The 26,570-nt window shown below is 62.7% G+C and carries 26 protein-coding genes; 13 read left to right on the top strand and 13 right to left on the bottom strand.

Annotated features, from left to right (window positions below):
- From NKI17_RS08880 to NKI17_RS08860, 5 genes are all read right to left on the bottom strand, one after another.
- Nucleotides 1–1,290, bottom strand: a complete 1,290-nt coding sequence (locus NKI17_RS08880; protein WP_352905707.1) for a cyclopropane fatty acid synthase — start codon at nucleotides 1,288–1,290, stop codon at nucleotides 1–3.
- Nucleotides 1,291–1,443: 153 nt separating this feature from the next.
- Nucleotides 1,444–2,028 (bottom strand): 50S ribosomal protein L9, encoded by a 585-nt coding sequence (gene rplI, locus NKI17_RS08875; protein ID WP_254820243.1) that lies wholly within the window; start codon nucleotides 2,026–2,028, stop codon nucleotides 1,444–1,446.
- Nucleotides 2,029–2,301: 273 nt separating this feature from the next.
- Complete coding sequence (gene rpsR / locus NKI17_RS08870; RefSeq protein WP_006203718.1) at nucleotides 2,302–2,550, bottom strand: 30S ribosomal protein S18; 249 nt, start codon at nucleotides 2,548–2,550, stop codon at nucleotides 2,302–2,304.
- The gene (rpsF, locus tag NKI17_RS08865; RefSeq protein ID WP_352795732.1) at nucleotides 2,550–3,050 is read right to left on the bottom strand and encodes a 30S ribosomal protein S6; all 501 of its coding nucleotides are present in this window, start codon (nucleotides 3,048–3,050) and stop codon (nucleotides 2,550–2,552) included. The genes rpsR and rpsF overlap by 1 nt, the downstream gene beginning before the upstream one ends.
- Before the next feature lie 391 nt (nucleotides 3,051–3,441).
- Nucleotides 3,442–3,630, bottom strand: coding sequence for a hypothetical protein (locus NKI17_RS08860; RefSeq protein ID WP_352905706.1), 189 nt, complete (start codon nucleotides 3,628–3,630; stop codon nucleotides 3,442–3,444).
- Between NKI17_RS08860 and NKI17_RS08855 the strand changes: the two genes are divergently transcribed.
- Nucleotides 3,554–4,327 (top strand): Tad domain-containing protein, encoded by a 774-nt coding sequence (locus NKI17_RS08855; RefSeq protein ID WP_352905869.1) that lies wholly within the window; start codon nucleotides 3,554–3,556, stop codon nucleotides 4,325–4,327. The two genes, NKI17_RS08860 and NKI17_RS08855, sit on opposite strands and share 77 nt — an antisense overlap.
- 755 nt (nucleotides 4,328–5,082) lie before the next feature.
- Here NKI17_RS08855 and NKI17_RS08850 read toward each other — a convergent pair.
- Nucleotides 5,083–7,008 (bottom strand): LTA synthase family protein, encoded by a 1,926-nt coding sequence (locus NKI17_RS08850; RefSeq protein WP_023677707.1) that lies wholly within the window; start codon nucleotides 7,006–7,008, stop codon nucleotides 5,083–5,085.
- 247 nt (nucleotides 7,009–7,255) lie between these two features.
- On the opposite strand from NKI17_RS08850, the gene fabD reads away from it, so the two are divergent.
- From fabD to gmk, 7 genes are all read left to right on the top strand, one after another.
- Nucleotides 7,256–8,221, top strand: coding sequence for an ACP S-malonyltransferase (gene fabD / locus NKI17_RS08845; protein WP_352454401.1), 966 nt, complete (start codon nucleotides 7,256–7,258; stop codon nucleotides 8,219–8,221).
- Nucleotides 8,222–8,281: 60 nt separating this feature from the next.
- The gene (gene fabG / locus NKI17_RS08840) at nucleotides 8,282–9,019 is read left to right on the top strand and encodes a 3-oxoacyl-[acyl-carrier-protein] reductase (RefSeq protein WP_352453223.1); all 738 of its coding nucleotides are present in this window, start codon (nucleotides 8,282–8,284) and stop codon (nucleotides 9,017–9,019) included.
- 187 nt (nucleotides 9,020–9,206) lie between these two features.
- Nucleotides 9,207–9,443 carry an acyl carrier protein gene (locus tag NKI17_RS08835; protein WP_127851501.1) on the top strand — a complete coding sequence of 79 codons (237 nt, stop codon included), beginning with the start codon at nucleotides 9,207–9,209 and terminating at the stop codon, nucleotides 9,441–9,443.
- 34 nt (nucleotides 9,444–9,477) lie between these two features.
- Entirely contained in the window at nucleotides 9,478–10,740 is a 1,263-nt protein-coding gene (fabF, locus tag NKI17_RS08830; protein ID WP_352467164.1) for a beta-ketoacyl-ACP synthase II, read from the top strand.
- Between the two features lie 93 nt (nucleotides 10,741–10,833).
- Nucleotides 10,834–12,054 (top strand): endolytic transglycosylase MltG, encoded by a 1,221-nt coding sequence (gene mltG / locus NKI17_RS08825; RefSeq protein ID WP_352569680.1) that lies wholly within the window; start codon nucleotides 10,834–10,836, stop codon nucleotides 12,052–12,054.
- Nucleotides 12,055–12,192: 138 nt separating this feature from the next.
- Nucleotides 12,193–13,083 carry a YicC/YloC family endoribonuclease gene (locus tag NKI17_RS08820; protein ID WP_352569681.1) on the top strand — a complete coding sequence of 297 codons (891 nt, stop codon included), beginning with the start codon at nucleotides 12,193–12,195 and terminating at the stop codon, nucleotides 13,081–13,083.
- A 33-nt stretch (nucleotides 13,084–13,116) separates the two neighbouring features.
- On the top strand, nucleotides 13,117–13,773 hold the full coding sequence (gene gmk, locus NKI17_RS08815) for a guanylate kinase (protein ID WP_023677701.1): 657 nt from the start codon (nucleotides 13,117–13,119) through the stop codon (nucleotides 13,771–13,773).
- Here gmk and NKI17_RS08810 read toward each other — a convergent pair whose 3' ends face one another.
- From NKI17_RS08810 to lptF, 7 genes are all read right to left on the bottom strand, one after another.
- Nucleotides 13,774–14,067, bottom strand: a complete 294-nt coding sequence (locus NKI17_RS08810; protein WP_352569682.1) for a DUF1330 domain-containing protein — start codon at nucleotides 14,065–14,067, stop codon at nucleotides 13,774–13,776.
- Between the two features lie 75 nt (nucleotides 14,068–14,142).
- Nucleotides 14,143–14,982, bottom strand: coding sequence for a 16S rRNA (adenine(1518)-N(6)/adenine(1519)-N(6))-dimethyltransferase RsmA (gene rsmA, locus NKI17_RS08805; protein ID WP_023677699.1), 840 nt, complete (start codon nucleotides 14,980–14,982; stop codon nucleotides 14,143–14,145).
- A 68-nt stretch (nucleotides 14,983–15,050) separates the two neighbouring features.
- The gene (gene pdxA, locus NKI17_RS08800) at nucleotides 15,051–16,070 is read right to left on the bottom strand and encodes a 4-hydroxythreonine-4-phosphate dehydrogenase PdxA (protein WP_352569683.1); all 1,020 of its coding nucleotides are present in this window, start codon (nucleotides 16,068–16,070) and stop codon (nucleotides 15,051–15,053) included.
- A gap of 12 nt (nucleotides 16,071–16,082) precedes the next feature.
- Nucleotides 16,083–17,009, bottom strand: a complete 927-nt coding sequence (locus NKI17_RS08795) for a peptidylprolyl isomerase (protein WP_023677697.1) — start codon at nucleotides 17,007–17,009, stop codon at nucleotides 16,083–16,085.
- Between the two features lie 116 nt (nucleotides 17,010–17,125).
- Nucleotides 17,126–19,543, bottom strand: a complete 2,418-nt coding sequence (locus NKI17_RS08790) for an LPS-assembly protein LptD (protein WP_352454408.1) — start codon at nucleotides 19,541–19,543, stop codon at nucleotides 17,126–17,128.
- Complete coding sequence (lptG, locus tag NKI17_RS08785) at nucleotides 19,543–20,628, bottom strand: LPS export ABC transporter permease LptG (RefSeq protein WP_023677695.1); 1,086 nt, start codon at nucleotides 20,626–20,628, stop codon at nucleotides 19,543–19,545. The genes NKI17_RS08790 and lptG overlap by 1 nt, the downstream gene beginning before the upstream one ends.
- Nucleotides 20,625–21,827 carry an LPS export ABC transporter permease LptF gene (lptF, locus tag NKI17_RS08780; protein WP_352569685.1) on the bottom strand — a complete coding sequence of 401 codons (1,203 nt, stop codon included), beginning with the start codon at nucleotides 21,825–21,827 and terminating at the stop codon, nucleotides 20,625–20,627. Before lptF ends, lptG begins: the two co-directional genes overlap by 4 nt.
- A 354-nt stretch (nucleotides 21,828–22,181) precedes the next feature.
- Here lptF and NKI17_RS08775 point away from each other — a divergent pair, with 354 nt between their 5' ends.
- The 5 genes from NKI17_RS08775 to NKI17_RS08755 form a co-directional block, all read left to right on the top strand.
- Nucleotides 22,182–23,348 carry a flavin-containing monooxygenase gene (locus NKI17_RS08775; RefSeq protein WP_352569686.1) on the top strand — a complete coding sequence of 389 codons (1,167 nt, stop codon included), beginning with the start codon at nucleotides 22,182–22,184 and terminating at the stop codon, nucleotides 23,346–23,348.
- Between the two features lie 103 nt (nucleotides 23,349–23,451).
- Nucleotides 23,452–23,805 carry a VOC family protein gene (locus tag NKI17_RS08770; protein WP_502894455.1) on the top strand — a complete coding sequence of 118 codons (354 nt, stop codon included), beginning with the start codon at nucleotides 23,452–23,454 and terminating at the stop codon, nucleotides 23,803–23,805.
- 49 nt (nucleotides 23,806–23,854) lie between these two features.
- On the top strand, nucleotides 23,855–25,351 hold the full coding sequence (locus NKI17_RS08765; RefSeq protein ID WP_352569821.1) for a leucyl aminopeptidase: 1,497 nt from the start codon (nucleotides 23,855–23,857) through the stop codon (nucleotides 25,349–25,351).
- Between the two features lie 38 nt (nucleotides 25,352–25,389).
- On the top strand, nucleotides 25,390–25,839 hold the full coding sequence (locus tag NKI17_RS08760; protein WP_352569687.1) for a DNA polymerase III subunit chi: 450 nt from the start codon (nucleotides 25,390–25,392) through the stop codon (nucleotides 25,837–25,839).
- 119 nt (nucleotides 25,840–25,958) lie between these two features.
- On the top strand, nucleotides 25,959–26,570 hold a 612-nt coding region (locus NKI17_RS08755), incomplete at its 3' end, for a phosphotransferase (protein ID WP_352905705.1).

Below are 26,570 nucleotides of genomic sequence, written 5' to 3'. Positions count from 1 at the left end.
CTACTCCGGATCCGCCACCTTGCGGCGGCGAGTGGGCTTGGCCACCGGAGCCTTTTCGCGACGTCCAAGATCGCGCATCTCCAGCGCCTTCTCGCAACTGGCCATGTAGTCGCGCGTCATCGGCAGCATATCGTTCTTCTTGGCGATCTGAATCTGGAAGATCACCAGATCCTGCCAGCGGAAGGCGGCTTCCGAGGCGGCAAGATAGAACTCCCACATGCGGCAGAAGCGCTCGTCATAAATCGCCTTGGCCTTGTCGCGGTTGGCCGCGAAGCGCTCGCCCCAATGCTTCAGTGTCTCGGCATAATGCAGCCGCAGAACCTCGATATCGGTGACGACGAGCCCCGATTTTTCGATGGCCGGCATCACTTCGGATAGCGACGGGATGTAGCCGCCCGGGAAGATGTACTTGCGGATGAAGGCGCTGGTTGCCCACGGCACGCCGGAGCGGCCGATCGTGTGCAGCAGCATGACGCCGTCCGGCTTCAGCAGCGTCGCCGACTTGTCGAAGAAGGTGCGGAAATGATTGACCCCGACATGCTCGAACATGCCGACGGAGACGATGCGGTCGAAACGCTCATTGAGCTCGCGATAGTCCTTGATGTCGAAATGCACCCGGTTTTGCAGGCCTTGCGCATGGGCGCGGTCGGTGGCGACGCCGTGCTGCTCGGTCGACAGCGTCACGCCTTGCACGTCGACGTCGAACGCCTTGGCTAGATAGAGCCCAAGCCCACCCCAGCCAGAGCCGATATCAAGAACCGTCTGGCCGGCCTTCAGCCTGAGCTTGGCGGCAATGTGGCGCTTCTTGGCTGATTGTGCCTCGTCGAGCGTCATATCCGGCTGCTCGAAATAGGCGCAGGAATATTGCATGTCCTCATCGAGGAAGAGGCGGTAGAGGTCGCCCGACAGATCGTAATGGCGCTGCACGTTGCGGCGCGCCCGCGACGCCGTGTTGATCTGCTGCAGGCGCCGGAAGGCGTGGCGCAGACCTTCGATCGCCTTCGACCAGGTGGCATCGATACCGCCGCTGCCCATGTTCTGGAAGGCAATTCGCATCACCCCCAGCACGCCGCCCTCGAGAATGTCGAGTTCACCGTCCATGTAGGCTTCCGGCACCGCCAGCATCGGATCGAAGGTTATTGCGCGCTCGGCATGCCTTGTCTTGATGTGCATGTGCACCGGCTCGCCGCTGCCGTCACCGAAAGTCACCATCGAGCCTTGCGGCCCTGTCACCTTGAGATTGCCTATGCGGACCAGGCGGTCGAGAACGCGTTTCAGCAGAATATTCATGACCAATTGTCCCCTCTCGGCCAGACATGCTGTCCTATTCTGCATCAAGATATAGGGGTTCGAAAAGTTCCATTTGGCATAAAAATGCCCGGGTACGAGGCCCGGGCATTGGTCCAGAATAGCGATTAGCCGGCGAATGCCGACGAATGACGATCAGCCGTTGTCTTCGCCGCCTTCGAACTCCGCATTCGGATCGAAGAAGTTTTCCGGCCGCGCATTATCGTTGATGTCCTCGCCGTAGATGGCTTCGGCGGTGGTCAGTGTTTCGCCCTTGGCCTGGCGCTCGGCTTCGTCGGCCGTGCGGGCAATGTTGAGCGTGATGGTAACCTCGACTTCCGGGTGCAGTGCGATCGCCACATTGGTGACGCCGATGGTCTTGATTGGCTGGTTGAGCAGGATCTGGTTGCGGTTGACCGAAAAACCTTCCGCCGTCACCAGCTCGGCGATGTCGCGCGTCGAGACCGAACCATAAAGCTGACCGGTTTCGCCGGCCGAGCGCACGGCGATGAAGCTCTTGCCGTCGAGCTTTTCTGCAATCTGCGCGGCTTCGGACTTGCGCTCCAGGTTGCGGGCTTCGAGTTGGGCCCGCTGTCCCTCGAACTTCTTCTTGTTAGCTTCGTTGGCGCGCAGCGCCTTGCCTTGCGGCAGCAGGAAATTGCGGGCGAACCCGTCCTTGACCTTGACGGTATCGCCCATCTGGCCGAGGCGGGAAACGCGTTCGAGAAGAATGACTTCCATGGTTTTGTTCCTTCGCTTGGGCGCTATCCTCAGGATCGGCGCCGAGTTGTCTGGAACAGGTCAGGAAGCTGGGGCGTCGCCGCCTGTGTCGCTGTCCTGCCTGTCGCGGCAGTTAGGATCTCTTGTCGAAATCCAACCCGGGATTTGGTATTCGATCCGGCTACGCCCGTCGTGGCCGGTGAAAAAGCGGGCGGCGAACCGCCCGCTGGCTAGACCATGATCCCGAAAAGTGGAAACCGGTTTTCGGATAAGATCATGGTCAACTAATCAGTGTTAGCGGACCACGTAGGGCAGCAGGCCGAGGAAGCGGGCGCGCTTGATCGCCTTGGCGAGTTCGCGCTGCTTCTTCTGGCTGACGGCGGTGATACGCGATGGCACGATCTTGCCGCGCTCGGAGATGTAGCGCTGCAGAAGCCGCACGTCCTTGTAGTCGATCTTCGGCGCGTTGGCGCCGGAGAACGGGCAAGTCTTGCGGCGACGGTGGAAGGGGCGCCGGGTTGGGATCTGGTTGATGTCGACCATTATTCTGCGGCTCCTTCAAAGCCTTCGCGCGGACGGCGCGGGCCACGATCGGCACCGCCATCGCCGAAGCTGCGCGGCGGACGATCACCACGGTCACCGCGATCGCGGTCGCCGAATGAGCGCGGGCCACGATCGCCACGGTCGCGGTCGCCGAAGCCGCCGCGTTCCGAGCGCTCTTCGCGCTTCTGCATCATTGCCGACGGACCTTCCTCATGCGCATCGACCTTGGTGGTCAGGAAACGCAGCACGTCCTCGGACAGGCCCATCTGGCGCTCCATCTCATTGAGCGCGGCCGGCGGGCAGGTGATGTCCATGAGTGTATAATATGCCTTCCGGTTCTTGTTGACCCGGTAGGTGAGGGACTTCAGTCCCCAGTTCTCGACCCGGCCGACGGACCCGCCATTCGCGGTGATGACGCCCTTGTACTGTTCGACAAGCGCATCGACCTGCTGCTGCGAGAGGTCCTGCCGGGCAAGAAACACATGTTCGTATAGAGCCATAGTGTTCGTGCCTTTCTTCGTTTCTCTCCCGGTTCCCGGCGGCAAAAGCCTCTGCAACTTCTCTGACCCGCAATCCTTGCGAAGGCGGGGAAGAAAGGAGCATGACGAGACGGTCGAGAGCGGAGACACGGGAGGCGGAAGCGCTTCTGGCTTCACACGAAGGTTTCGAAAAACCTCCGGCCCTCCGTTCAGCCCCCAGCAAGGACCGGCAGATTGCGGGCGTCTATACAGGAATTTGACCGCAAAGCAAGGCCAAACGACAGGGCAAACGGCCCTACCGTCCCAGAGCGCCACGGGCCTCGATGGCAAGGCTTACGGATTTCCTGAAACCGGACCTTAACCACCATGCGAAGTTCCAGCACCGGCGGGCGTGGCGGCAACCCGTCGTTCATCATGCCGATGCAAAAGCAAACAGTCTGCGCGAGGTCGGCAGCAAGGCGGTTTTGGGGACAAAAATGCTTTTCGACAAATTCTGCCGTTCGAAGAGCGGCAACTTTGCCCTGATGCTGGCGTTCGGGCTGCCTGCGGTTCTGACCGCCGTCGCCTTTGCTGTGGACGTGTCCACCTTGATGAGGGCCAAGGTCAGCTTGCAGAACGCGCTCGATGCCCGCGAACCTTGCATCTTCGCATCTCGGCGACATCGAGGCTTCGCGCAAGGACGTCTTCGACCGCTACTTCCAGACCAATGTCGCCGGCCACAGCGAGTTGAGGAACGCCGAAGCGACGCTTACCGTGGAAAGGGGCCTCAATTACATCCAGACAAAGGCTGTCGCCATGGCGGACGTCAATTTGAACTTCGCCTTCCTGTTCGGCAACGACAAGCGCATCACCGTCGATGCCGGCGCCGTCGAATCGACCAATCAGCTCGAAGTCGTGCTAGTGCTCGACAATACCGGGTCGATGGCCAGCAACGATCGCATCGGCGCATTGCGGACGGCGGCGACGGCCCTGATCGATATGCTCGAAGCGGCGAAGTCGCCGACGCGCAGCGTACGTGTCGCGGTGGTGCCGTTCGTCACCGCCGTCAACGTCAAGGGCGAGGACTACGATCCGGCCTGGATCGACATGGCCGGCAAATCGCCGAACAATGGCGCCAATTTCCCCTTGGTCGGCGGCAAGCGCGTCAACCATATGGACCTGTTCAAGCAATTGGGCGTCGAATGGAGAGGCTGCGTCGAAGCGCGGCCCGGAACCAACAATGTTTCCGACATTTCGCCCGACCAAAACAAACCGGACACCCTGTTCGTACCCTATTTCGCGCCGGACGATCCAGGTAACGCTAAAAATCCAACCAGCTCCTACGGCAATTCAGCGACCGGCTACAACAATTCCTATCTCGACGATACCGTTGTCACCGTGCTTCCCGGCCTCACCAGCGACATGGCGAAGTACAGTGTTTCGACGATGAAGCTGATCAACGACAAGAGAGGCCCACTGACTATCGGCCCAAACCGGGCCTGTCCGACGCCGATAGTGCCGCTGACCGATGATTTCGACAAATTGCGGAAGGCCGTCGGTGAGATGATCGAATGGAACGGCTCGGGGACCAATGTTTCGGAAGGCTTGTCATGGGGGATGCGGGTGCTCTCGCCGGAACCGCCTTACAGCGACGGCGCGCCGTTCAGGGCGTCAGGCGCGACCAAAACGGTGCTGCTGCTCACCGACGGCGAGAATGTTGTCTATGGCGCGAAGGATACGCCACAGAAGTCGGACTATGGCTCCTACGGATTCCTGGCCTCGGGTCGGTTTGGATCCAGCGACCAGACCGCGGCTGCGCGCAATGTCGACGATTGGACAACCAATGTATGCAACACATTGAAGAAGCAGGACGTGCAGATATTCACAGTGCTGCTGCAGGCCGACACCGCAGCCAACCGCAAGCTTTACGAGGCCTGCGCATCGTCGCCGTTGGATTATTACCCGACCAACGACGTCAGTCAGCTCGAAAGCGTCTTCCTGAAAATCGGAAGCTCGATTTCGCAGCTGCACTTGACGAACTGAACGACGTCGGCCGCTCTCCCGCCGCCGCTGCTCAACTCGTGTGTGCAGCCACTTTGCCTGTGGTTTCGGGGAAGAAATCGGGCGCCGCATGGCGCTTGCCGAACATCATGTCGTATTGCAGTAGACGGAAGTCGCGGATTGCCGGATCGATCTCTTTCTGACGCGACCAATCGGGGGTGGCGTCGCCCCCCGGTGCCAAAAGCAAATTGCGGTCGATAACGCGGTAGCGCTCTCGCAACTGTCCGAGGAAGCCGGTGTAATAGGGATGGCTGATGCCGGCTGTCTTCAGGATATGGTAGGGCAGGAAGGACGGGCTGACGGCGCCCAGATCCTCGGCCGGGCCGCTGCGATTCGACCAGACGATCAGCGGCGTCTGGTGGTGCAGCAGCATCTGGTCGGCCGCCTCCTTGCGCGGCGCAACATTGTCCTTCAGAAAGCCGGTCTCGACGTAGACCGGCCCAAGTGGCGGCAGATGGTCGCCGAAGAACGCGATGACGGTCGGCCGCTCGCGTTTCTTCGCCCATTCGATCAGCCGCTCGAGGCCGCGGTCCGCGTCGGAAGAGCCTTCGGCATAGCTCAACAGCGATTCACGCGCCCATTGGCTGATCGGCGCCTGCACCTTGTGGGTCGGATTGTTATAGCGATACGGCTCATACGGCCCGTGGTTCTGCAGGCTGACGGCGAAAAAGAAGACCGGCTCGGCGCTGGTATCGGCTTCGTGGATGATCTCGTCGGTCATCGCAGCGTCCGACGCGAGCGGTCCGCGCTTCTGCATGGGCGGCAACGTCTCCTCGGACTTGAAGTCGTTGAAGCCGAAATCGGCATAGACGGCCCCCCGGTTCCAGAACCAGTTAGTGCCGGGATGGATAGCGCGCGCCCGGTAGCCTTGACTTTTCAGGAATGTCGCCAGCGAGGGAGTCGGTGTCCGCACATATTGCTGGTAGGGAATGCTGCCCGCCGGTAGGAAGGCGTTGGAAAAGCCGGTCAGGGCCTCGAACTCGATGTTGGCCGTCATGCCGCCGAACTCGGGCGAGAACATGTAACCCGTGCGCAGTGCCCGCACATTGGGGATAGGGTCGGGCGTGATGGTGACGCCGGGTAGCTTGGTCGGATCCCAGAAGGATTCGCTCATGACGACGATGATGTCGGGCTTCTCGGCGGGTACCGAAGCCGTCACCTGCGGTTTGCCGATCGCTTCGATCGCCTTGCCGGAATAGCCGGGCGGCGCCGAGACATGCGCCATCGGGACGTTCAGCGCGAAGGCGAGCGCAAAACCGTTCGAGGCATAGTTTTCCTTCTGGTCCCACATGATCGGGATGATCTGCAGCCGGTCGCGTGTCCACGAGAAAGTGGCATAGTCCATGATGGAGACGAAGAAGGCGATCAGCGGCACCGTCAGCGTCAGCCGGGCAAGGCGGCCCTTGTGGCTGAGTGCCGGAACGCGGCGGCGCCATAGCCGCCAGCCATAGACGAGCAGCGACAGCCCGCCGACGATGCCGATCGCCAGGGCAATGGCGGTTCCCGGGCGATCGCGTACCAGAAGCGGCATCAGTGCCACAATCTGCCGGGAATAGAGGAAATCGGTCGGATAGAGCGGATCGCCGAGATACAGCGACTTCTGGTGGCCGACGAACGCCAGCGACAATGTCAGCGGCGCGACGATCATCAGGCTCTGATGACTGCGGCCGAGCACGGCGTCGAGGCCGATGAGGATCAGCGCAAAAATGATGATCGTGGTCCAGCCGGGTTTGAAAGGCTGCAGAAAGAAATCAATGGTGCCGGCAAAGTTGCCGCGCACGATCAGTTCGATGGCAAACACAAGGATGGCCGCAGCCAGCAAGCTGATAAGGCCATAGCGGATGACAGGCCATTTGCGCGCCGGCAGATAGCCGGTCGACGGATCGCCTTCAAGAAACTGGGGCGCCGCCTCGGCTGCGCTCTGCTTGGTCTTTGCCACTTCAATAGTTCCCCGGCCCGCAACAAAAGCGTCACTCGATTGTCATCGAACTGTCACGCAAAGCCTAGCGCCTGTGGCGGAAATAAGAAGAGCCAGCAAACAAATCGTGAGCGGTTTTCATCATGAGTGATCGCCAAAAAGCCTGCCGAAACAGGCACTCGGCCGATATTACGCGATCAAGGTTGGACTTGACTTGGCCGCACGCCTTGCGTCACAGGCAACGTGAACCAGCAGCTGGGAGCCGCCGATGGCTATCGCATTCACCTTTCCGGGGCAGGGCAGCCAGGCTGTCGGCATGGGCAAGGACCTCGCCGATACCTTTGTGGAATCGCGGCGGATCTTCGAGGAAGTCGACGACGCGCTCGGCGAAAACCTATCGAAGCTGATCTGGGAAGGCCCGGAAGAGACGCTGACGCTGACCGCCAACGCCCAGCCGGCGCTGATGGCGGTGTCGCTTGCCGCAATCCGGGCGCTGGAGGCGCGCGGCTTCTCCCTGAACGGCAAGGTCACCTATGTCGCCGGCCACTCGCTCGGCGAATATTCGGCACTTGCGGCCGCAGGTTTCGTTTCGGTCGCCGACGCCGCCCGGCTGTTGCGCATCCGCGGCAACGCCATGCAGGCGGCTGTGCCGGCCGGCGAGGGCGCCATGGCGGCGATCATCGGGCTGGAACAGGCCGACGTCGAAGCCGCTTGCGCAGAGGCCGCCCAGGGCGCCGCCAAAGATCCCGCACAAGCCTTGGTTTGCCAGATCGCCAATGACAATGGCGGCGGCCAGCTGGTGATCTCCGGCGCCAGGCCAGCGGTCGAACTGGCGGCGAGGCTATGCACGGAGAAGGGCGCCAAGCGGGCGCTGATGCTGCAGGTCTCAGCGCCCTTCCATTCGGCATTGATGAAGCCTGCGGCCGAGATCATGCGGGAGGCGCTGGCCGCCGTGACGAAGAGTGCGCCGGTCGTGCCGCTGGTCTCCAATGTTACGGTGACCCCGACGAGCGATCCCGACGAGATCGCCCGCCGACTCGTCGAACAGGTGATCGGGCGCGTGCGCTGGCGCGAAACGGTGGAGTGGTTCGGCAGCAACGGCGTTGCGACGCTTTACGAAGTGGGCGCCGGCAAGGTGCTGTCGGGGCTGGCCCGCCGCATCAACCGCGACATTGCCACCACTGCCATCGGATCCGCGGCGGATGTCGAGGCGGCGCTGGCGGCGCTTGCATAATCAACTGGCGATTTGACCCCGCTCCATGCGAAGGGTGTTCGCTCAGATCAGGAGGCAAGAATGTTCGAATTGACCGGCCGCAAGGCGCTCGTCACCGGCGCATCGGGAGGTATCGGCGAGGCGATCGCCCGCGTGCTGCACGGCCAGGGCGCTATCGTCGGCCTGCATGGCACACGTATCGAGAAACTGGAGGCGCTGGCCGCCGAACTGGGCGACCGGGTCAAGCTTTTCCCGGCCAATCTTTCCAACCGCGACGACGTCAAGGCGCTCGGCCAGAAGGCGGAGGCCGACCTCGAAGGCGTCGACATCCTCGTCAACAATGCCGGCATCACCAAGGACGGGTTGTTCGTACGCATGGCTGACGCCGACTGGGATAGCGTGCTCGAGGTCAACCTGACCGCCGTGTTCCGGCTGACCCGCGAGCTTACCCATCCGATGATGCGGCGCCGCCATGGCCGCATCATCAACATCACTTCAGTGGTTGGCGTCACCGGCAATCCCGGCCAGACCAACTACTGCGCCTCCAAAGCCGGTATGATCGGCTTTTCCAAATCGCTGGCGCAGGAGATCGCCACCCGCAATATCACCGTCAACTGCGTCGCCCCGGGCTTCATCGAATCGGCGATGACCGCCAAGCTCAACGACAAGCAGAAAGAGGCGATCATGGCGGCGATCCCGACCCGGCGCATGGGCACGGGCGCCGAAGTCGCCTCTGCCGTCGCCTACCTAGCTTCCAACGAGGCAGCCTACGTCACCGGCCAGACCATTCATGTGAATGGCGGCATGGCAATGATCTAACACTTGGGAAAACGCTTCATTCCGTCTTGGATGCACGGGATTTTTCGTGTAATGCCGCCCGCAACCCGGCGGTTCGGGCAAAAACCGGTCCTGTTCCGCTGCGTTTCCGGCAGGACCATCTTTCAGCTTGATTAGCGGCATTCTGCCCGCTAACGAAGACAGACAACCAAAAGACGAGGATGCCCAAATGAGTGACACCGCAGAGCGCGTCAAGAAGATCGTCATCGAGCACCTTGGCGTCGATGCCGAGAAGGTGACGGAGCAGGCGAGCTTCATCGATGATCTGGGCGCGGACAGCCTCGACACGGTCGAACTTGTCATGGCGTTCGAAGAAGAGTTCGGTGTCGAAATCCCGGACGACGCCGCCGAGACCATCCTGACTGTTGGCGATGCGGTGAAATACATCGACAAGGCCTCCGCCTGACGCTATTTGCAGTCATCACCGGGGAGGACCTGCGATGAGGCGTGTCGTCGTCACGGGCCTTGGGCTGCTTTCGCCGTTCGGCATGGGCTTCGAGCACAGCTGGAAGGAGCTTCTGACCGGCCGCAGCGCAGCCAAGCGCATCACCGAATTCGAGGTGGAAGACCTTGCCTGCAAGGTCGCCCACGTCATTCCGCGCGGTGACGGCTCCAATGCCACTTTCAATCCTGAAGCCGTTCTCGAGCCGAAGGAACTGCGCAAGATCGGCGACTTCATCCTGTACGGGATCGCGGCCGCCGACGAGGCACTCAAGGATTCCGGCTGGCAGCCGAAGACGCATGAGGAACAGTGCGCCACCGGCGTGCTGATCGGTTCGGGCATCGGCGGCATCGAAGGCATCGCCGAGAATGCGATGATCCTCAAGGAACGCGGTCCGCGCCGCATCAGCCCATTCTTCATCCCTGGCCAGATCATCAACCTCGTCTCCGGTCAGGTCTCGATTCGGCATGGGCTGAAAGGCCCAAACCATGCCGTCGTCACCGCTTGCTCGACGGGTGCGCACGCCATCGGCGACGCCGCCCGCCTGATCATCTGGGGCGATGCCGACGTTATGGTCGCAGGCGGCGCCGAAGCGCCGGTGACGAGACTGTCGATCGCCGGGTTCGCCGCTTGCCGCGCGCTCTCCACCGAGCGCAACGACGCGCCACAAACGGCCTCACGCCCCTATGATCGCGATCGCGACGGCTTCGTCATGGGCGAGGGCGCCGGTGTTGTCGTGCTCGAGGAGCTCGAACACGCCAAGGCCCGCGGCGCCAAGATCTATGCCGAGGTCACCGGCTACGGTCTGACCGGTGACGCCTATCACATCACCGCGCCTGCCGAAGACGGCGACGGCGCTTTCCGTTGCATGACCGCGGCGCTGAACCGGGCGAAGCTGACGCCGGCCGATGTCGACTACATCAACGCGCACGGCACCTCGACCATGGCCGATACGATCGAACTCGGCGCCGTCGAGCGGCTGGTCGGCAACGCCGCCTCGAAGATATCGATGTCGTCGACCAAATCGTCGATTGGCCACCTGCTGGGCGCGGCTGGTGCTGCCGAGGCGATCTTTTCGATCCTCGCCATTCGCGACAACATCGCGCCGCCGACCATCAATCTTGACAATCCGGAGCGCGAAACGGCGATCGACCTGGTGCCGCACAAGCCGCGGGCCCGGCAGATCGACGTGGCGCTGTCCAACTCCTTCGGCTTCGGTGGCACCAACGCCTCGCTCGTCTTCCAGCGCTACAATGGCTGACCGCTCTGCCGGTTTCCGTCTGCCGTCAATTTTGCCATATTCGCCCCTACTCTGCCCGAGGGGATTCGTCGCAAGATCAAATGGTAGGGCGCTATGAACACAAATCCGGCCGATAACGGGGAATTCGGGCAACGGGCAGCAACGCCCGGCCCGATCGTGCCGAAGACGGCCAGTGAGGCGTTGCGGCCCGAGGCCGGCACGCCGCCGCCGAAGCGCTCGCGTGCCTCGCGCAGCCAGTTCGTCGTGTTCATGAACTTCGTCATCTCTTCGGTGATGCTGATGGTGCTGGCGGCAGGCGTTGCGCTGTATTTCGGCAAGCAGGAGTTCAACGAGCCCGGCCCGTCGGCCAATGGCGACACTTTCCTGGTCAAGCCGAATAGCGGCGTCCAGGAGATCGCCGACCAGCTTGAGCGGCGAGGGCTGATCAGCGACGCCCGCATTTTCCGCCTTGGCGTGCGCGCCTTCGGCAATGATTCCGCCCTGAAGGCCGGCGAATACGAGATCAAGCCGCAGGCGTCGATGCACGATATCATGGAAATGCTGAAGAGCGGCAAGTCGGTGATGTATTCGCTGACTATCCCCGAGGGGCTGACGGTCGCGCAGGCGCTGCAACGGATTGCCGAGCAGGACGCGCTGACCGGCGATATGCCGTCGACCACTCCACCTGAGGGCAGCCTCGCCACCGACACGCTGCGTTTCACCCGCGGCGCAACACGCCAGCAGATGGTCGACAAGCTTCTGGCCGACCAGACGAAGCTGGTCGACGAGGTCTGGCAGCGCCGAGCGCCGGATTTGCCGATCGCCAACGTTGAGGATTTTGTCACCCTGGCCTCTATCGTCGAGAAGGAGACCGGCAAGGGCGATGAACGCTCGCGCGTAGCCGCCGTCTTCCTCAACCGGCTGGCCAAGGGTATGCGGCTGCAGTCGGACCCGACCATCATCTACGGCCTGTTCGGCGGCAAGGGCAAACCCATCGACCGCCCGATCTATCAGTCGGACATCCAGAAGCCGACGCCCTACAACACCTATCTGATCAACGGCTTACCGCCGACGCCGATCGCCAATCCCGGCCGTGCGGCGCTGGAGGCAGTCGCCAATCCGTCGAAGACCAGCGATCTCTACTTCGTCGCCGACGGCAGCGGCGGGCACGTCTTTGCCTCGACGCTCGATGAGCATAACGAGAATGTCGCTCGCTACCGCGCACTGCTGAAAAAACAGGCGCAGGACGCCGCCAAGGCCGGAGCAACCAATACCGGAGCCGACACGCCGGCGGGAGCCATCGTTGACGATGCGGGCGCCACCGCCGCCCAGTAGGGCCGGACGCCATCAGGTTGGCCCTGTGCATGTCCGGGTGGATGTGCAAGGGCTGCTATGGCATTGAAATTCACATGATCCTGTCCGGAGAAAATCGCTCCGGCTTGAGGGGCATTCGGCAAAGGGACGCACGGCTACATGAACTTGCAGAGCATGACCGGTTTTGCGCGCAGTGTCGCCGAACACGACGGCACTTCGATTGCCTGGGAAGCCAAGTCCGTCAACGGCAAAAGCGTCGAGGTCAGGCTGCGGCTGCCGCAAGGTTTCGACCGGCTGGAGCCGGCCGTCCGGCAGACGGTGCAAAAGCGTTTTGCGCGCGGCAATTTCCAGATGACGCTGACCATTGGCCGCGCCGCCGGCGCTCAAGCGCAACCCGTGGTCAACGAGGCTTTCCTGAAGGATCTGGCGGAGTTGGCCAAGCGGCTGCAGGAGCAGTTCGGAGTAGCCCCTGCGGCGGCCGACGGGCTGCTTGCGCTGCGCGGCGTCCTCGACATTCCCGAAACCATCGAAACCGAAGAGGCGCGCAGTGCGCTCGATACCGCAATACTGTCGGCGCTGGAAGCAGCACTGAACGGGCTGCAGCAGGCGCGCCAGGGCGAAGGTGCGGCACTTCGTTCCCTGCTGTCCGGCCATATCGATGCCATCGAGGCGCTGACGCTGCGGGCCGAGGCCGATCCATCACGCGAACCGGCCACGATCCGCGAAAGGCTCGCCGAGCAGATCCGCCTGTTGATGGACGCGTCTGCCAACCTGGACGCCAGCCGGCTGCATATGGAAGCGGCGTTCCTGGCCACCAAGGCCGACATACGCGAGGAAATCGACCGGCTGAAGACGCACGTGGTGTCGGGGCGGGCACTGCTCGCCGGCGGTGGGGCCATCGGCCGCAAGCTCGATTTCCTGGCACAGGAATTCAACCGCGAATCGAATACGCTGTGTTCCAAGTCGAATGCTGCCGCGGTCACCGCCATCGGGCTGGAACTGAAGGCGGTCGTCGACCAGTTTCGCGAACAGGTCCAGAATCTGGAATGATCCCGATGCCAAGCCACATGACTGCCAAGCCCCATGACCGCTAGGGATGTGGGTTCCCGCATTCGGCGCCGCGGGCTGATGCTGGTCTTGTCGTCGCCGTCAGGCGCCGGCAAGTCGACGATTGCGCGCAATCTGCTGGAGAGCGATTCCAGCCTGGAATTGTCGGTCTCGGTCACCACGCGGCCACGCCGCGGCAGCGAGATCGAGGGCGTCCATTACCACTTCCGTACCATGCGCGAATTCGAGCGGCTGCGCGATTCCGATGCGCTGCTCGAATGGGCGGAGGTGCACGGCAATTGCTACGCGACGCCGCGCGAGCCGGCTGAACAGGCGCTGGCCGAAGGCCGCGACATGCTGTTCGACATCGACTGGCAAGGCGCTCAGCAGCTCAAGGAGAAGATGCGCGCCGACATCGTCTCGATATTCATCCTGCCGCCATCGATGAAGGAATTGAAGGCGCGGCTGAAGCGTCGCGCCGAGGACCAGGAAGCGGTGATCGAGACGCGGCTCAAGAACGCCCGCAACGAGATCGAGCACTGGAAGGAATATGATTTCGTCATCGTCAACGACGATCTCGACCGCGCTTTCGCCGAGGTGCGGGGCATCGTCACGGCCGAACGGCTCAGACGCGATCGCCGGCCGGGCCTGTTCGATTTCGTCTCGGGGCTGCTCGACGAAAAGACGGATTGATCAAGGCGCTGTCCCCGCGACCAGGATCAGATTGCGGCTGAGCGCGGCGTCGCGCAGTTCCAATGCCGCGGCATATTCGGCGGAGCGGTACCAACGCCGCGCCGTGTCCATGTCGGGGAATTCCACGATGATCAGCGGCCCGGGAGACCAGTCGCCTTCCAAACTTTCCACCTCGCCGCCGCGTACCAGATAGCGCCCGCCATGCTGGGCGATGGAGGCAGCCGCGCGGGCGCGATAGGCTTCGATAGCCTCTGCGTCACGGATCGTGACGTCGGAAATGACATAGGCGGTCACTGTTTGTCTCCGGGCGGGGTTTGTCCGGCTATCTATGCCATGAGAGCGGAAATTCCACGCGGACGCTTCCCGGCATCACACCGCGTTGGTCAGGCGAACGAATTCCTCGACGCTGAGCGTCTCCGCACGCCTGGTCGGATCGATGCCGGCGCGGGTGAGCAGTGCCTCGCCGCCGAGGCTTTTCACGCTCTGCCGCAGCATTTTCCGGCGCTGGCCGAATGCCGCTTCGGTGACGCGGCTGAGCCGTTTCACCTCTGCCGGCAAGGGGTTGGCACGCGGCACAAGATGCACCACCGAGGACGTCACCTTGGGTGGCGGCGTGAACGCCTGCGGCGGTACGTCGAAGGCAATCCTCGCCTCCGTCCGCCAGCCGGCCAGCACGCCGAGCCGACCATAGGCCTCGCTGCCGGGGCTGGCTGCAATGCGTTCGGCGACCTCGCGCTGGAACATCAGCGTCATCGATGTGTAGAACGGCGGCCACTCGGTAACGGTCAGCCAGCGGATCAGCAATTCGGTGCCGATATTGTAGGGCAGGTTGGCAACGATTTTCGCCGACCCGCCGCTTCCCGGCACTCCTTTTGCAAGCGCTGCAAAATCAGCTTTCAGCGCATCGCCGGCTACGATCTCGAGCCGACCCGGATAGTGGTTCGCGATCTCGGCCAAGGCCGCCAGGCAGCGCTCGTCGCGCTCGATCGCGACGACCCGCCGGGCGCCGTTGAGGAGCAGGGCACGAGTCAGCCCGCCCGGACCGGGACCGACCTCGATAACCGTAACGTCGCTCAGGTCGCCGGCGGTTCGCGCAATCTTGCTTGTCAGGTTAAGGTCGAGCAGAAAATTCTGGCCCAGCGCCTTTTTCGCCTGCAGCCCATGGCGCTCGATCACCTCGCGCAGTGGCGGCAGGCCGTCTATGCTCATCGGGCTGGGCTCATCAGGCGGGCTCATCGGGTTAAGGGCCATCGAATTTGGCTGATTGGGCTCAGGGCCTACGGCCTTTTCCCGGTATCGGCAAGAACGCGAGCGAGTTTCAGCGCTGCAATCAGGCTGCCGGCACGGGCGATGCCCTTGCCGGCGATGTCGAAGGCGGTGCCGTGGTCGGGCGAGGTGCGGACGAAGGGCAGGCCGAGCGTGACGTTGACCGCCTCGTCAAACGCCAGCGCCTTGGCCGGGATCAGCGCCTGGTCGTGATACATACAGAGCGCCACGTCGTAGCCGGCGCGGGCGCGAGCATGAAACAGCGTGTCGGCCGGCAACGGCCCGAAGGCGTCGATTCCTTCCTGCCTCAGCCGGTCGACCGCCGGGCGCACGATCCGCTCGTCTTCGGTGCCCATGGTGCCGCCTTCGCCGGCATGCGGGTTGAGGCCGGCAATGGCGAGCCGTGGCTTGGCAATTCCGAAGCGGTTCGCAAGGTCGGCGGCGGTGATGCGGCCGGTGGCGACGATAAGGTCCGTCGTCAGCGCTTTCGGCACCTCGGCCAGCGCGATGTGGATGGTGACCGGCACGGTGCGCAGGTCCGGACCGGCAAGCAGCATCACCGGTGTCACTTCGGTGCCGGTGTGAAGCGATGCCAGATGCGCCAGATATTCGGTGTGGCCGGGAAAGCGAAAGCCGGCGTCGTAGAGCGGCTTCTTGGCAATGGGGCAGGTGACGACCGCGGCAGCGCGGCCGGCCAGGCAGTCGGCAACGGCGCGGTCGATCGCCTCGATGATGCCGGCGGCGTTGGCTGGATCCGGGCGGCCGGAACTGTCGACGAAACGGGCAGCAAGCGCCACCACCGGCAGCGCGCGCGAAAACACCACCGGCGCTAACGCCGGCGTCGTCTCGGCAATCGCAATATCGGTGCCGAGCCTGTGCGCCCGCGCGGCAATCACTGCCGGATCGGTAAGGAGATAAAAAGACGGAACGCCAGCGCTATCGCGGGCCTGCCAAGCAGCGATGGCGATGTCCGGCCCCACGCCGGACGGATCGCCGACGCTCAACGCCAGCGGAAGCTCTGCGTCAGCCACGGCGCTTCGGCTTCAGCGCTCGATTATGCGGGCTTTCTTCCGCAACTCCTCGACATATTTCTTCGAGAGTTCGTCGGCGTTCTTGTCGTTCGAACCTTCACTCTGGAACACCATCTGCGCGGCTTTGTCGTCTGACACTTCGCGCGACGAGCAGATGCCGATGAATTCGACACCGCGGTCGGTTTCGCGCGTCGTGGTGGCGCCGCCGACCTTTGTAGCCTTTATCTGCTCGGCCCAGTCCGCCGGCAATTGCGGCGCCAGCACCCGGCCGAGATCGCGAACGGTGACATCGATCAGGCCCTTGGCGAATTCGCGCGTGGTGTTGCAGCCGTTGAAGCGGGCGCGCATGGCGTCGGCTTCGCGTTTGCGCTTGGCCAGCGTCGCGGTTCGCTCGGCGGCCGGCACCACGAAGATGACCTGCTGCAGCATGTACTCTGTGGCGCTCGGTTTGCTGCCGCCTTTTTCGAGCATGCGCTTGACGAGGTCCTGCTCGCTCATTGCGCCGCCACCGTCTCCGGAACGGGAACGCGCGGTCAGCGCCTGGTTCCAGGCCATCTGCGCCCGGATAAACTCCTTGAAATGCTCCTTGGTGACGCCGGATTGCGCCATCGCGCCGTCAAGCTGCTTGAGCGGCATCTTGTTGCTGGTGGCGAAACGCTGATAAGCGGCATCGACCTGCGCGTCGCTGATGCGGATGCCGAGCCGCCGGGCTTCGGCCAGGCGCAGCGTCTGGTCGATCATTTCCTGGCCGGCATCGCCCTTTCTGTGCTGCAGGCGCAGGAAAGCGGCCCGATGCTGGATGTCGCCGGTGGTTATCGGTATATTGTTGACGACGTATTTGATCTCGGTGGCGAAAACTGGCCGCGTCACCGCGGTGGTCGAGAACGCCACCAGCAGCGCGAACCCTGCCGAAAAGAGGTATTTCCTCATCGAAAGCATCCCAATTCCATCCCGATTCGGCCCAACCTATCCAGTTCAGGCCGTCAAAATTCGTGCCTGCTCTATGCGGCGAAACAATGTCGTCCGCCAGGCGCCCTGTTGCCGACCGCTGCCCGTTATTGAATGGTGTCGATGGAGCGTTGCGACGAGCCGAAATCGCCGAGCGTGCGGAACGACAGGTTGAAGCCGACGTTCTGCGATACTTCCTTGGTGTTCAGGTCACGTCTTTCCGAAAACGTCATCAAATAGGTAAAGCACGAATCACTATAGGCAAAGCCGACCCCGTCCTTGACCAGAACGCTCTGCTCCAGATCATATGTGCCGGTGCCAAAGACGCGCCAATTCTCGGCAAGATGTGTCGAGGCGCCGAGCGTAACCTCATGGCGATCGGTCGAGAAGCCATAGAGCGGCTGCGCCTGGATGAAGGCGTATTTGGCGCTCAGCGATACCGGCAGGCCTGAAAAGGCGGCCTTTACCTCAGCGCGGCGGATCTCGAAGCTTTGCTCGTCGAAACGGCCGCTGACCGAGCCGGAAAACCCGCTGGGGCTGTTGAAGCCGACAAGGCCGACATAGTCGGAGGTTGCAGTTTCAAGACCTGAATAGGCGCCGACATTGACCAGATCCGGCGTGCCGAACGAGTTCTGGCCGCCGAGCTGGTAGGATTGGCCGAACACCGCATTGGTGCCCCAGCCATTGTCATATGCGCCGGAATAGCGCAGCCCGACATTGGCGCGTGTGCCGCCTTCCATGCGGTCATAGCCCGAGAATTTGTCGCGCTCGAACAGCGTCGTGGCGTCGAAGACGAAGCTCTGGGCGTCCTCGTTGGGGACCGCCAGCCCGCCGACATATTGCTCGTTCGGACGCATGAATACCTGCGCCATCGGTTCGAAGACATGGCTGGAACTGGTCATCGAAAACAGCACCGGCCAGCGCATCTCAAGGCCGGCGGTCGCCATGTAGCGGGCAAGCGATGAACGCATATCGTCCTCGACGCCGAGATTGGTCGCCATCTGGTTGATGGCGTCGAGCGAGGCCGAGGAGGCGTTGACGTAGCCGGCGTCGCCGCGCAGCGCGAGGAGCGGTGTCAGCAGCAGCCCGCCATCGGTGGTGAAGGTGCGCTTCCATTCGGCTTCCGCGGTAAGGCGGCCGGATTGACCGTCGATGCCGCGGACGTTGTTGACGGACGAAGGGATGCCCGAATTTGCAAGAGCCGTATCGAGCCTGTCGCGGTCAATGACCCGCGCGTTGACGTCGAACGACAGCTGCCCGCCGGCCACCGGCATGTCGGGGATATAGGCGTAGTCGAGCGAGGGCAGCACCCAGGGCTGCTTGGCGGCGCGTGCAGTCGGATCGCTGGCGAGCGTGTCTTCCTGAACGTCGAAGTGCATGGCGCGCACATCGAAGTAATTGCGATCGTTGAGCCCCGTCAGGTACACCTCGGAGCGGTGCACGCTATCGTTGAAGCCATCGATGTCGTAGGTGCGCGCGAAATTCTTGTCGCTCTGCAGCAGGATGTCCCAGCCGAAGTCCCAGCGCGGGTTGATGGCGAACTGGCCCTGGGTGCCCATCATGCCGCGGAACCTGTTCGGGTCGCCTTCGGTACCCGAATTCACGTTGTGGCCATTGTCGTCGATGAAGGCGTCGGGATTCTCCTGCCGGATGCCCGCAATCTTCAGGCTGTACTGACCGTTGTTGAAGCGCTGCCTCCACTCGGCCTCACCAAGGAAACCTTGCTTGGTATAGCCGCTGCCAGTGACAGTGAGATCGTAGGTCGGCGAGAGCGCGAAATAATAGGGGACTTTAACACCGACGCCGAGATCGCTCTTGTAGGCGACGCCGGGGATCAGGAAGCCGCTCTTGCGCTTGACCGTCGGGTCGGCGATCTCGAAAGCCGGCAGATAGGCCAGCGGAAAGCCGAAGAACTCGAAATTCGAGTTCTCGAAGCGAACCGTCTTCTTCTCGCCGTTCCAGATGATCTTCCTGGCCTTGATACGCCAGGTCGGCGCTTTGTCGGGCTTGTCCTCGCACGGCTCGCAGGCGGTGTAGACGCCATTGTGGAACGTCGTCAGCACGCCGCCCATGCGCTCCGCGCTTTCGGCGGCGAAATACGCCTTGTCTATGGTCTCGACCCGCAGCGCGTTGACGAAGCCGTCGGCGAAATCGTCAGTGATGTCGGCATGCTGCGAATAGATTTTGGTGCCGTCGCTATTGACGAGTTCGACATTGCCGCTGGCGACGAGGCGTTTGGTGTTGCGGTTGTATTCGACCCGCTGGGCGACCAGACGGTTGCCGCCGTAGTCGATCTGGACGCCGCCGACGGCCGTCACGGTCTGCTTGTCGTTGTCGTAGACCAGCGTATCGGCTGCCAGCAGCATCTGCGTGCCGCTCGGAACCTTCGTTGCCAGCTCACTGACGTCCTGGGCAAAAGCCGGAGCAACCGGGGCGGCGCTGGCAAGCAGGCACGCCAAGGCGCTCGCCGCAGAGAGGCGTGCCAAACCGGCGTGCCTATGGCTGCGCAAAACCGCCTCCCTCACTAGCCGTCTTCCTTGTATAGCAGGAATGTCACCCCGAAGAACATAGCCACGACAACCGGCACCCAAGCCGCTACGGCCGTGGGTACGAATCCCGCTACGCCGAATGCCTTGACCAGCACCGAAACGACATAAAGCAGAAAGCCGGCCACGATGCCACCCAGAATCATCGTTGCCGACTGCCCCATCCTCGCAAATCGCATTGATACCGTTGCCGCAATCAGTGTCATCGCGACAAGCAGGAAGGGCAGCGCAATCAGGGAATTGAACTGCATGGCGAAGGCATTTGCCTTGAGGCCGAAGGAGCGGGCCACTTCGATCTTGCCGGGCAGATCGTAGAAGGGAATGGTCTCAGGGCGCGCCAACCGCTCTTGCACGAATTCCGGCTTGAGATTGGTCGGCAGCCGATCGCTGGGTAACGACTGGATGGTACCGTCCCGGAACACCTTGACGTCCTGCAATTCCCAGTAGCCGTCCCGCAAAAAGGCGCGCGCCGCATCCTTGCGCTCGATGATGTCGCCTTGCGGGCTGAAGCTGAAGAAGACCGCGTCGGCCATCTCCAGGCCTTGATTGAGAATGGCGCGCGCGCCGATGATGGTGTCGCCGGCGTTGGTTTTCTGCCTGATCCAGGGCGCAGCATCGGCCGAGACGCTGTTCGACTTGCCCGAACGGAGCTGGGTCTCGATCTCCTCGGACCAGGAATAGGCGTGCGCGGCTACCGGATTGATGACGCCGACCGACAAGGCTCCAAACAGCAGCGCCCCGATGCAGCACGGCAGCAGGAATTGCCATGCGGAAACCCCGGCGGAACGGGCAATGACCAATTCATATTTGCGGTTGAGCGACACCAACGTCGCCATCGCCGAGAACAGGCCGACGAACGGCACCGTCTGCAGCATGATCATCGGCATCCTGAGCCCCGAAATGGCGAACGCAGTTGCGTAGGTGAAGCCCGGCACGCCGGTCGTGCGGCCGGAAAGCTCGGTGAAATCGATCAGGAACACCAGCGCCAAGAGGCCGATGAAGAACCAGATGGTGATCGTCACATAGCGAAAGAAGAAGTACCGACCCAGAGTCCAGCCCATCAGCCGGCCCCCTGTCCGGATGCGCCACGCCTGGCAAAACGGAGCTTGATGGCGCTCCAGCCGTCACTGAAGCGGCCGGCAAGATTGGTTATCCAATCGGCCCAGGCAACCGGCAGTTCCATGGTCCGGTTGGACACGATGAACCAGATGGCGATCGCCGATGCCACGATCGGGACGCCGTAGACCATATAGGCATATTGCGGCACCTTGTCGGCCTTGCCGGCGGCAAAGAACCCGAGCCAGCGCACGAACAGTGCGATCGCGATTGCCGTGATCAGCGGGTGCACACGCGCCTCGCGATGCGAGCGCGCATCTCCGGCAACGGCGAGCGCGATCAGCGCGAAGACGAGCGAATAGGACCACTCGGAAAAACGCTGGTTGAGCTCGGCCAGGTACCTGTTCGGCTTTTGCTGGTACATCTTGTCGTTCGGACTGGGATTGAGCAGATACTGGGTCGTCCGGTCCTTCGGCAAGAGCAGGATGTCAGATGATGCCGACATGAAAGCGGACAAGTCGAAGGCGTAGGAGGTGAACCGGATCACCGAGAGGTCGCCAGTCATGGTTTTGCGATGGATGACGCCGTCATTCATCATCAGCACCTTCTCGTCGCCGCGTTCGATGATGCTGCCGGTCTTGGCGTAGTAGATGAGATTGACGCCTTCTTCGCGCGAATCGGCGACAAAGATGCCGCCGAGACGGTTGTCGGGAAGCCGTTCGCCAACCTGCAGGAACAGGCCGTCATCGATCTTACGGAAGGTGCCTTCCTGGATGATCAACGACAACAGATCGGCACGCGACGACGCAATCAACTCGCGGTTCTTCTGGCGTGCGTAAGGGTCGACGCCATTGTCGACGGCGAAGGAAAAAACGCTGGCTGCAAGTGCCAGAAGCATGATCGGCCTGACGATGGTCCAGCGTGAAGCGCCGGCGGCATTGATGACGGCCAGCTCCGAATCCGAATTCATCACGCTGAGGATCTGGGCGACCGCGACCACCAGGGCGAACGGCACGACAATCGGAACGATCGTCGGGATGATCAGCGCTGCGACTTCGAAGAAGGTGAGGGCCGACTGACCGCTATCGGTGACGAGGTCGATGCGGGCGAGCACCTGAGTCGTCCAGACGATCGCCAGCGTCCAGACGAGCGCCAGCGCGAATACCGCGAAAGCACGGCGCATGATGTAACGTTCAACGACCTTCATGAAGGCTTTTCTCGGCGATTTCGAACGGCATCATGCCTTGGAACAAGGTAGTCGTCCGGCGCCGGCTGCACAACTGGCTCAGTTTGGCGGTTCGATCTGGGTTCTGTCCCGGATCGCAAAATCCGCTGGGCCGGAGTGTCGGCGGCAATGGATAAGAAAGAGCGAACATTGTTGGTTAACAACAGGTTGCGGCGGGAAGCGGGGCCGTGCCGCGACGAATCGTGGATGGTTCGATATCGCATATGGGAGCGATTTCGGCCAAAGTCTTGTCAAATGCGGCAAAACGACCAAATGTCGCGCCGGTCGCGACCGCCGCGACATGATAAGACGGGTCAGGATCTGTCGAGCCCCAGCATGGAAGCGGAAAAATTGCGCGATCAAACCGGTCGGGAAACCGTCTTTGACGGCGCGATCGTGGTCGGCGCCGGCGCGGCCGGCCTTGCCGCCGCCCACGCCTTGATGAAGGCCGGCGTACCGACGCTCGTCCTGGAAAAGGAGAGCCGGCTTGCCGAACCCTGGCATCGGCGGCACCAGCGGCTGCACCTCAATACGCATCGCGATCTCTCGACGCTGCCCGGCGTCGGCTATCCCGCAGGCACCCCGGCTTTTCCGCATAAATCGGCCGTCATTCGCCATCTGAACGATTTCAGCCAGGCGCATGGTCTGCCGGTCGCATTCGGCGTTGCCGTTGAAGAGATCACGTTCGACGGCGATCACTGGACCGTGCGGACGAACTCCGGACGTCGTCTGGCGCGCCATGTCGTCGTCGCCACCGGGCGCGACCGGCAGCCGTTTATTCCCGCGTGGAAAGGCATGAAGGATTTTGCAGGCCGGATTATCCATTCGGCCGATTTTGGCGAGGCGAAGGACTACGTCGGCAAAAAGGTGCTGGTCGTCGGAGCCGGCAATTCGGGGTTCGATGCACTCAATCATCTTGCGAATGCAGATGCCCAAAGCATCTGGCTGTCGGCCCGCAACGGCCCGTCGCTGCTGCCGAAACGCATCGGCAAGGTCGCCGTCCACAGGCTTTCACCGTTGATGGCGAGCTTGCCGGTGCGGTTGGCCGATGCGGTGATGGCGACAACCCAGCGCCTGGTTTTCGGCGACCTGACGAAATTTGGGCTTCCGCCGGCTCCCATAGGCGGTGCGAGCCGTCTGAGCGCCGACTACACCGCGATCGCAGCCGATGACGGCGCGGTTCGCGCCATAAAGGCAGGCACGATCGTGGTGGTGCCACTATTGCGGGAATTTACCCAAGACGGCATCGTGTTGAATGACGGCAGGTTGATCACGCCCGATATCGTCATTGCGGCGACCGGCTATCGCACCGGTCTGGAGCAGATGGTCGGCAAGCTCGGCGTTCTCGACGGCAAGGGCGTTCCGCTTTTCAACGGCGGCGATGCCGATCCGAAATTGCCCGGTCTGTGGTTTACCGGCATGCGGCCGAGCATTCGCGGTTGTTTCGCCAACGCCCGCATTCAGGCCAGGGCGATAGCGGCGCGGATTGTCAAGCAGCGATAATGAGCCGGACTATGCCGACTGTTCCGCCCGCAATAGACACGCCTTGTTGAAACGTGCTCGAACCGAAAGGTCAATAGTCATGACGCCAGTCAGCATTCGCTACATGGTCGATGATGTCGCCGCCTCGATCGACTTCTACTGTGGACATCTGGGCTTCGCTGTTGAACAGGACGCCCGACCGGCGTTTGCTTCCGTCACACGCGGCGCTTTACGGCTCCTTCTAAGCGGACCCGGCAGTTCGGGTGCACGGGCGATGCCGGATGGCCGGCAGCCGGTGCCGGGAGGTTGGAATCGCATCCTGTTGGTGGTGCCGGACCTGAAAGAAGAGGTTGCGCGCCTCAAGAGTGCTGGACTTGTCTTTCGCAACGATATCATAACGGGCGTCGGCGGTTCCCAGACGCTGCTCGAAGACCCATCGGGCAATGTCATCGAGCTGTTTCAACCCGCCGCTCACTGACGAACGTTTCTCGCAATAATCCAACTCACTTCCCCGAAAGCAGGACATGATGAATTCGAGACCCTCGATCGCCTTTGCCAAATTCGCCGCGCCCAAAAAAGGCAGCGTTTTCGTTCTGGTGGCCGACGAGGGCGGCCTCAGCGATGCCGCCAGGGCTTGCGATCCGGCAAAGACCCTCGAGCGGGCTTTTCCGGTCGCCGACTTCACCGGCAAATTCGCCAGCCTGGTCGAAGTGCTGGCACCGGAAGGGACATCGCTCGAGCGGCTGGTGGCTGTCGGTGCCGGCAAGGGCTCCAATCTCGATGATTACGCCTGGCTGAAGCTCGGCGGCACGATTGCCGCGTCCTTTCGCAAGGCAACCGAAGTGGCCGTCGTGCTCGATCTTCCCGGTGCGGCCGTCAGCGGCAGGCAAGCCGTTCAGCTTGCAGCGGGCATCCTGCTGCGCAGCTATTCCTTCGACAAGTACAAGACCAAAAAGAACAATGGTGACGACAAGCGCGAGCCAAAAAAGCCTGTCAAGGTGACTATTCACACCGCCGATCCGGCAGCTGCAAAGAAGGCCTTCGCCGATGAAGCGGCGGTGATCGACGGCGTCTTGCTGGCGCGCGATTTGGTCAATGAACCGGCCAATGTTTTGGGACCGGTGGAATTCGCCGCCCGCATCGCCGAACTGGAGGCGCTCGGCGTCACGGTCGAGATCCTGGCCGAGAAGGAGATGAAGAAGCTCGGCATGGGTTCGCTGCTGGGCGTAGCGCAGGGTTCGCCGCGTGGCGCCCGCATCGCGGTCATGCGGTGGGACGGCGGCAAGGCCAAGGAAAGCCCGGTCGCCTTTGTCGGCAAGGGCGTCACCTTCGACACCGGCGGCAATTCGATCAAGCCGGCGTCGGGCATGGAGGACATGAAGGGCGACATGGGCGGCGCTGCTGCCGTCACCGGGCTGATGCACGCGCTGGCCGCGCGCAAGGCGAAGGTCAATGTCGTCGGCATTGTCGGGCTGGTTGAAAACGCCGTCGACGGCCACGCTCAGCGACCGGGCGACATTGTCACCTCGATGTCGGGCCAGACTATCGAAGTGCTCAATACCGACGCCGAGGGCCGCCTGGTGCTGGCCGATGCGCTCTGGTACTGCAACGACCGCTTCCAGCCGAAATTCATGATCAATCTGGCGACGCTGACCGGCGCCATCATGGTCGCGCTCGGCCAGCATTATGCCGGCCTGTTCTCCAACAATGACGAGTTGGCGGACCGGCTGACGGCGGCCGGACAGGCGACGCAGGAGCGGGTGTGGCGCATGCCGCTCGGTGCCGAATACGACAAGCTGATCGATTCCAAGAATGCTGACATGAAGAACATCGGCGGCCGCCATGGCGGCGCCATTATCGCCGCGCAGTTCCTGCAGCGCTTCGTCAAGGACACGCCCTGGGCGCATCTCGACATCGCCGGCACCGCGATGGGCGCGCCTTCCAGCGAGATCAACCAGTCATGGGCTTCCGGCTTCGGCGTTAGGCTGCTCGACCGGCTGGTGCGCGATCATTACGAGCAATGAGCGGCTGGGGCGGGACTCCGACAACGTAGACTGAACGCATGGCCGAGGTTCTGTTTTATCACCTGACCGAATCGACGCTGGAGGATGCGCTGCCCGGCCTCCTGGAGCGCAGTGTCGATCGCGGCTGGCGCGCCGTGGTGCAGACCGGCACCGAGGAACGGCGCGACGCGCTGGACCAGCATCTGTGGACTTTCCGGGACGATTCGTTCCTGGCCCACGCAACGGATCGCGAAGCCCATCCCGCCGAGCAGCCGGTGCTTCTGACCGTCGGCCCTGACAATCCGAACCAGGCGCAGATACGCTTCCTGGTCGATGGGGCGGTGCCGCCGGAGCTTGGCGGCTACCAGCGCGCCGTGTTCCTGTTCGACGGCCACGATGCAGCCCAGCTAGAGGCGGCACGCACGCACTGGACGATAATGAAGGAGGCCGGCCACACCGTGACCTACTGGCAGCAAACGCCCGACCGGCGCTGGGAGCGCAAGGCTTAGAGAATTTGCAGCCAAGTGGAATCACTGGCGCCGCAAGAGTGCGACGACAAAACGATTGACCGCCGGCCATTCAAAAGATCTGAGTAAGCCCGATGCCGCCCGATGAACGAACACCAGGCATGCCGATAGATGCCGCACTTGTTCGCCGGCTGATTGCCGCGCAGTTCCCCAAATGGGCGGACCTGCCGGTAGAGACGGTCGAGCCTGGCGGCTGGGACAACCGCACGTTCCGGCTGGGCGACAGCATGTCGGTGCGGCTGCCGAGCGCTGCCGCCTATGTCGCCCAGGTCGAGAAGGAGCATCGCTGGCTGCCTCGCCTGGCGCCTCACCTGCCTCTGCCGATACCCGTGCCGCTGGCCAAAGGCGCGCCCGGGGAAGGCTATCCATGGCCTTGGTCCGTCTATCGCTGGCTTGGCGGCAGACCGGCGGCTGGTGGACTGATTGCCGATCTTACTGAGTTCGCCCGTTCGCTGGCCGGCTTTCTGGTTGCGCTCTACCGGATCGACGCTGCCGATGGGCCACCGGCAGGGCAGCATAATTTCCACCGCGGTGGCCGGCTTTCGGTCTACGACGCCGAGACCCGAGCCGCGCTCTCGGCGCTCGGCGGCCGCATCGACAAGGCCGCAGCCGAGGCCGTGTGGGCGACGGGCCATGGCGGCGGGTGGGCAGGGCCGGCGGGCGGGGGCCATCGGGACGTTGGCCGGGGCCAAGTGGGGGGGGCAGATGGGACA

This window comes from Mesorhizobium sp. M0816, assembly GCF_040320005.1.
In the GTDB taxonomy this organism is placed as follows: domain Bacteria; phylum Pseudomonadota; class Alphaproteobacteria; order Rhizobiales; family Rhizobiaceae; genus Mesorhizobium.
The sequence above is the reverse complement of the archived record's forward strand: the minus strand, read 5'-3'. Positions and strand labels throughout refer to the sequence as shown.

Coding starts and splice junctions, on each gene's coding strand:
- NKI17_RS08880 (WP_352905707.1), bottom strand. CDS start 1,290: ATGAATATTCTGCTGAAACGCGTTCTCGACCGCCTGGTCCGCATAGGC.
- rplI (WP_254820243.1), bottom strand. CDS start 2,028: ATGGAAGTCATTCTTCTCGAACGCGTTTCCCGCCTCGGCCAGATGGGC.
- rpsR (WP_006203718.1), bottom strand. CDS start 2,550: ATGGTCGACATCAACCAGATCCCAACCCGGCGCCCCTTCCACCGTCGC.
- rpsF (WP_352795732.1), bottom strand. CDS start 3,050: ATGGCTCTATACGAACATGTGTTTCTTGCCCGGCAGGACCTCTCGCAG.
- NKI17_RS08855 (WP_352905869.1), top strand. CDS start 3,554: ATGCTGGCGTTCGGGCTGCCTGCGGTTCTGACCGCCGTCGCCTTTGCT.
- fabD (WP_352454401.1), top strand. CDS start 7,256: ATGGCTATCGCATTCACCTTTCCGGGGCAGGGCAGCCAGGCTGTCGGC.
- fabG (WP_352453223.1), top strand. CDS start 8,282: ATGTTCGAATTGACCGGCCGCAAGGCGCTCGTCACCGGCGCATCGGGA.
- NKI17_RS08835 (WP_127851501.1), top strand. CDS start 9,207: ATGAGTGACACCGCAGAGCGCGTCAAGAAGATCGTCATCGAGCACCTT.
- fabF (WP_352467164.1), top strand. CDS start 9,478: ATGAGGCGTGTCGTCGTCACGGGCCTTGGGCTGCTTTCGCCGTTCGGC.
- mltG (WP_352569680.1), top strand. CDS start 10,834: ATGAACACAAATCCGGCCGATAACGGGGAATTCGGGCAACGGGCAGCA.
- NKI17_RS08820 (WP_352569681.1), top strand. CDS start 12,193: ATGAACTTGCAGAGCATGACCGGTTTTGCGCGCAGTGTCGCCGAACAC.
- gmk (WP_023677701.1), top strand. CDS start 13,117: ATGACCGCTAGGGATGTGGGTTCCCGCATTCGGCGCCGCGGGCTGATG.
- rsmA (WP_023677699.1), bottom strand. CDS start 14,982: ATGAGCATAGACGGCCTGCCGCCACTGCGCGAGGTGATCGAGCGCCAT.
- NKI17_RS08795 (WP_023677697.1), bottom strand. CDS start 17,009: ATGCTTTCGATGAGGAAATACCTCTTTTCGGCAGGGTTCGCGCTGCTG.
- lptF (WP_352569685.1), bottom strand. CDS start 21,827: ATGAAGGTCGTTGAACGTTACATCATGCGCCGTGCTTTCGCGGTATTC.
- NKI17_RS08775 (WP_352569686.1), top strand. CDS start 22,182: ATGGAAGCGGAAAAATTGCGCGATCAAACCGGTCGGGAAACCGTCTTT.
- NKI17_RS08770 (WP_502894455.1), top strand. CDS start 23,452: ATGGTCGATGATGTCGCCGCCTCGATCGACTTCTACTGTGGACATCTG.
- NKI17_RS08765 (WP_352569821.1), top strand. CDS start 23,855: ATGAATTCGAGACCCTCGATCGCCTTTGCCAAATTCGCCGCGCCCAAA.
- NKI17_RS08760 (WP_352569687.1), top strand. CDS start 25,390: ATGGCCGAGGTTCTGTTTTATCACCTGACCGAATCGACGCTGGAGGAT.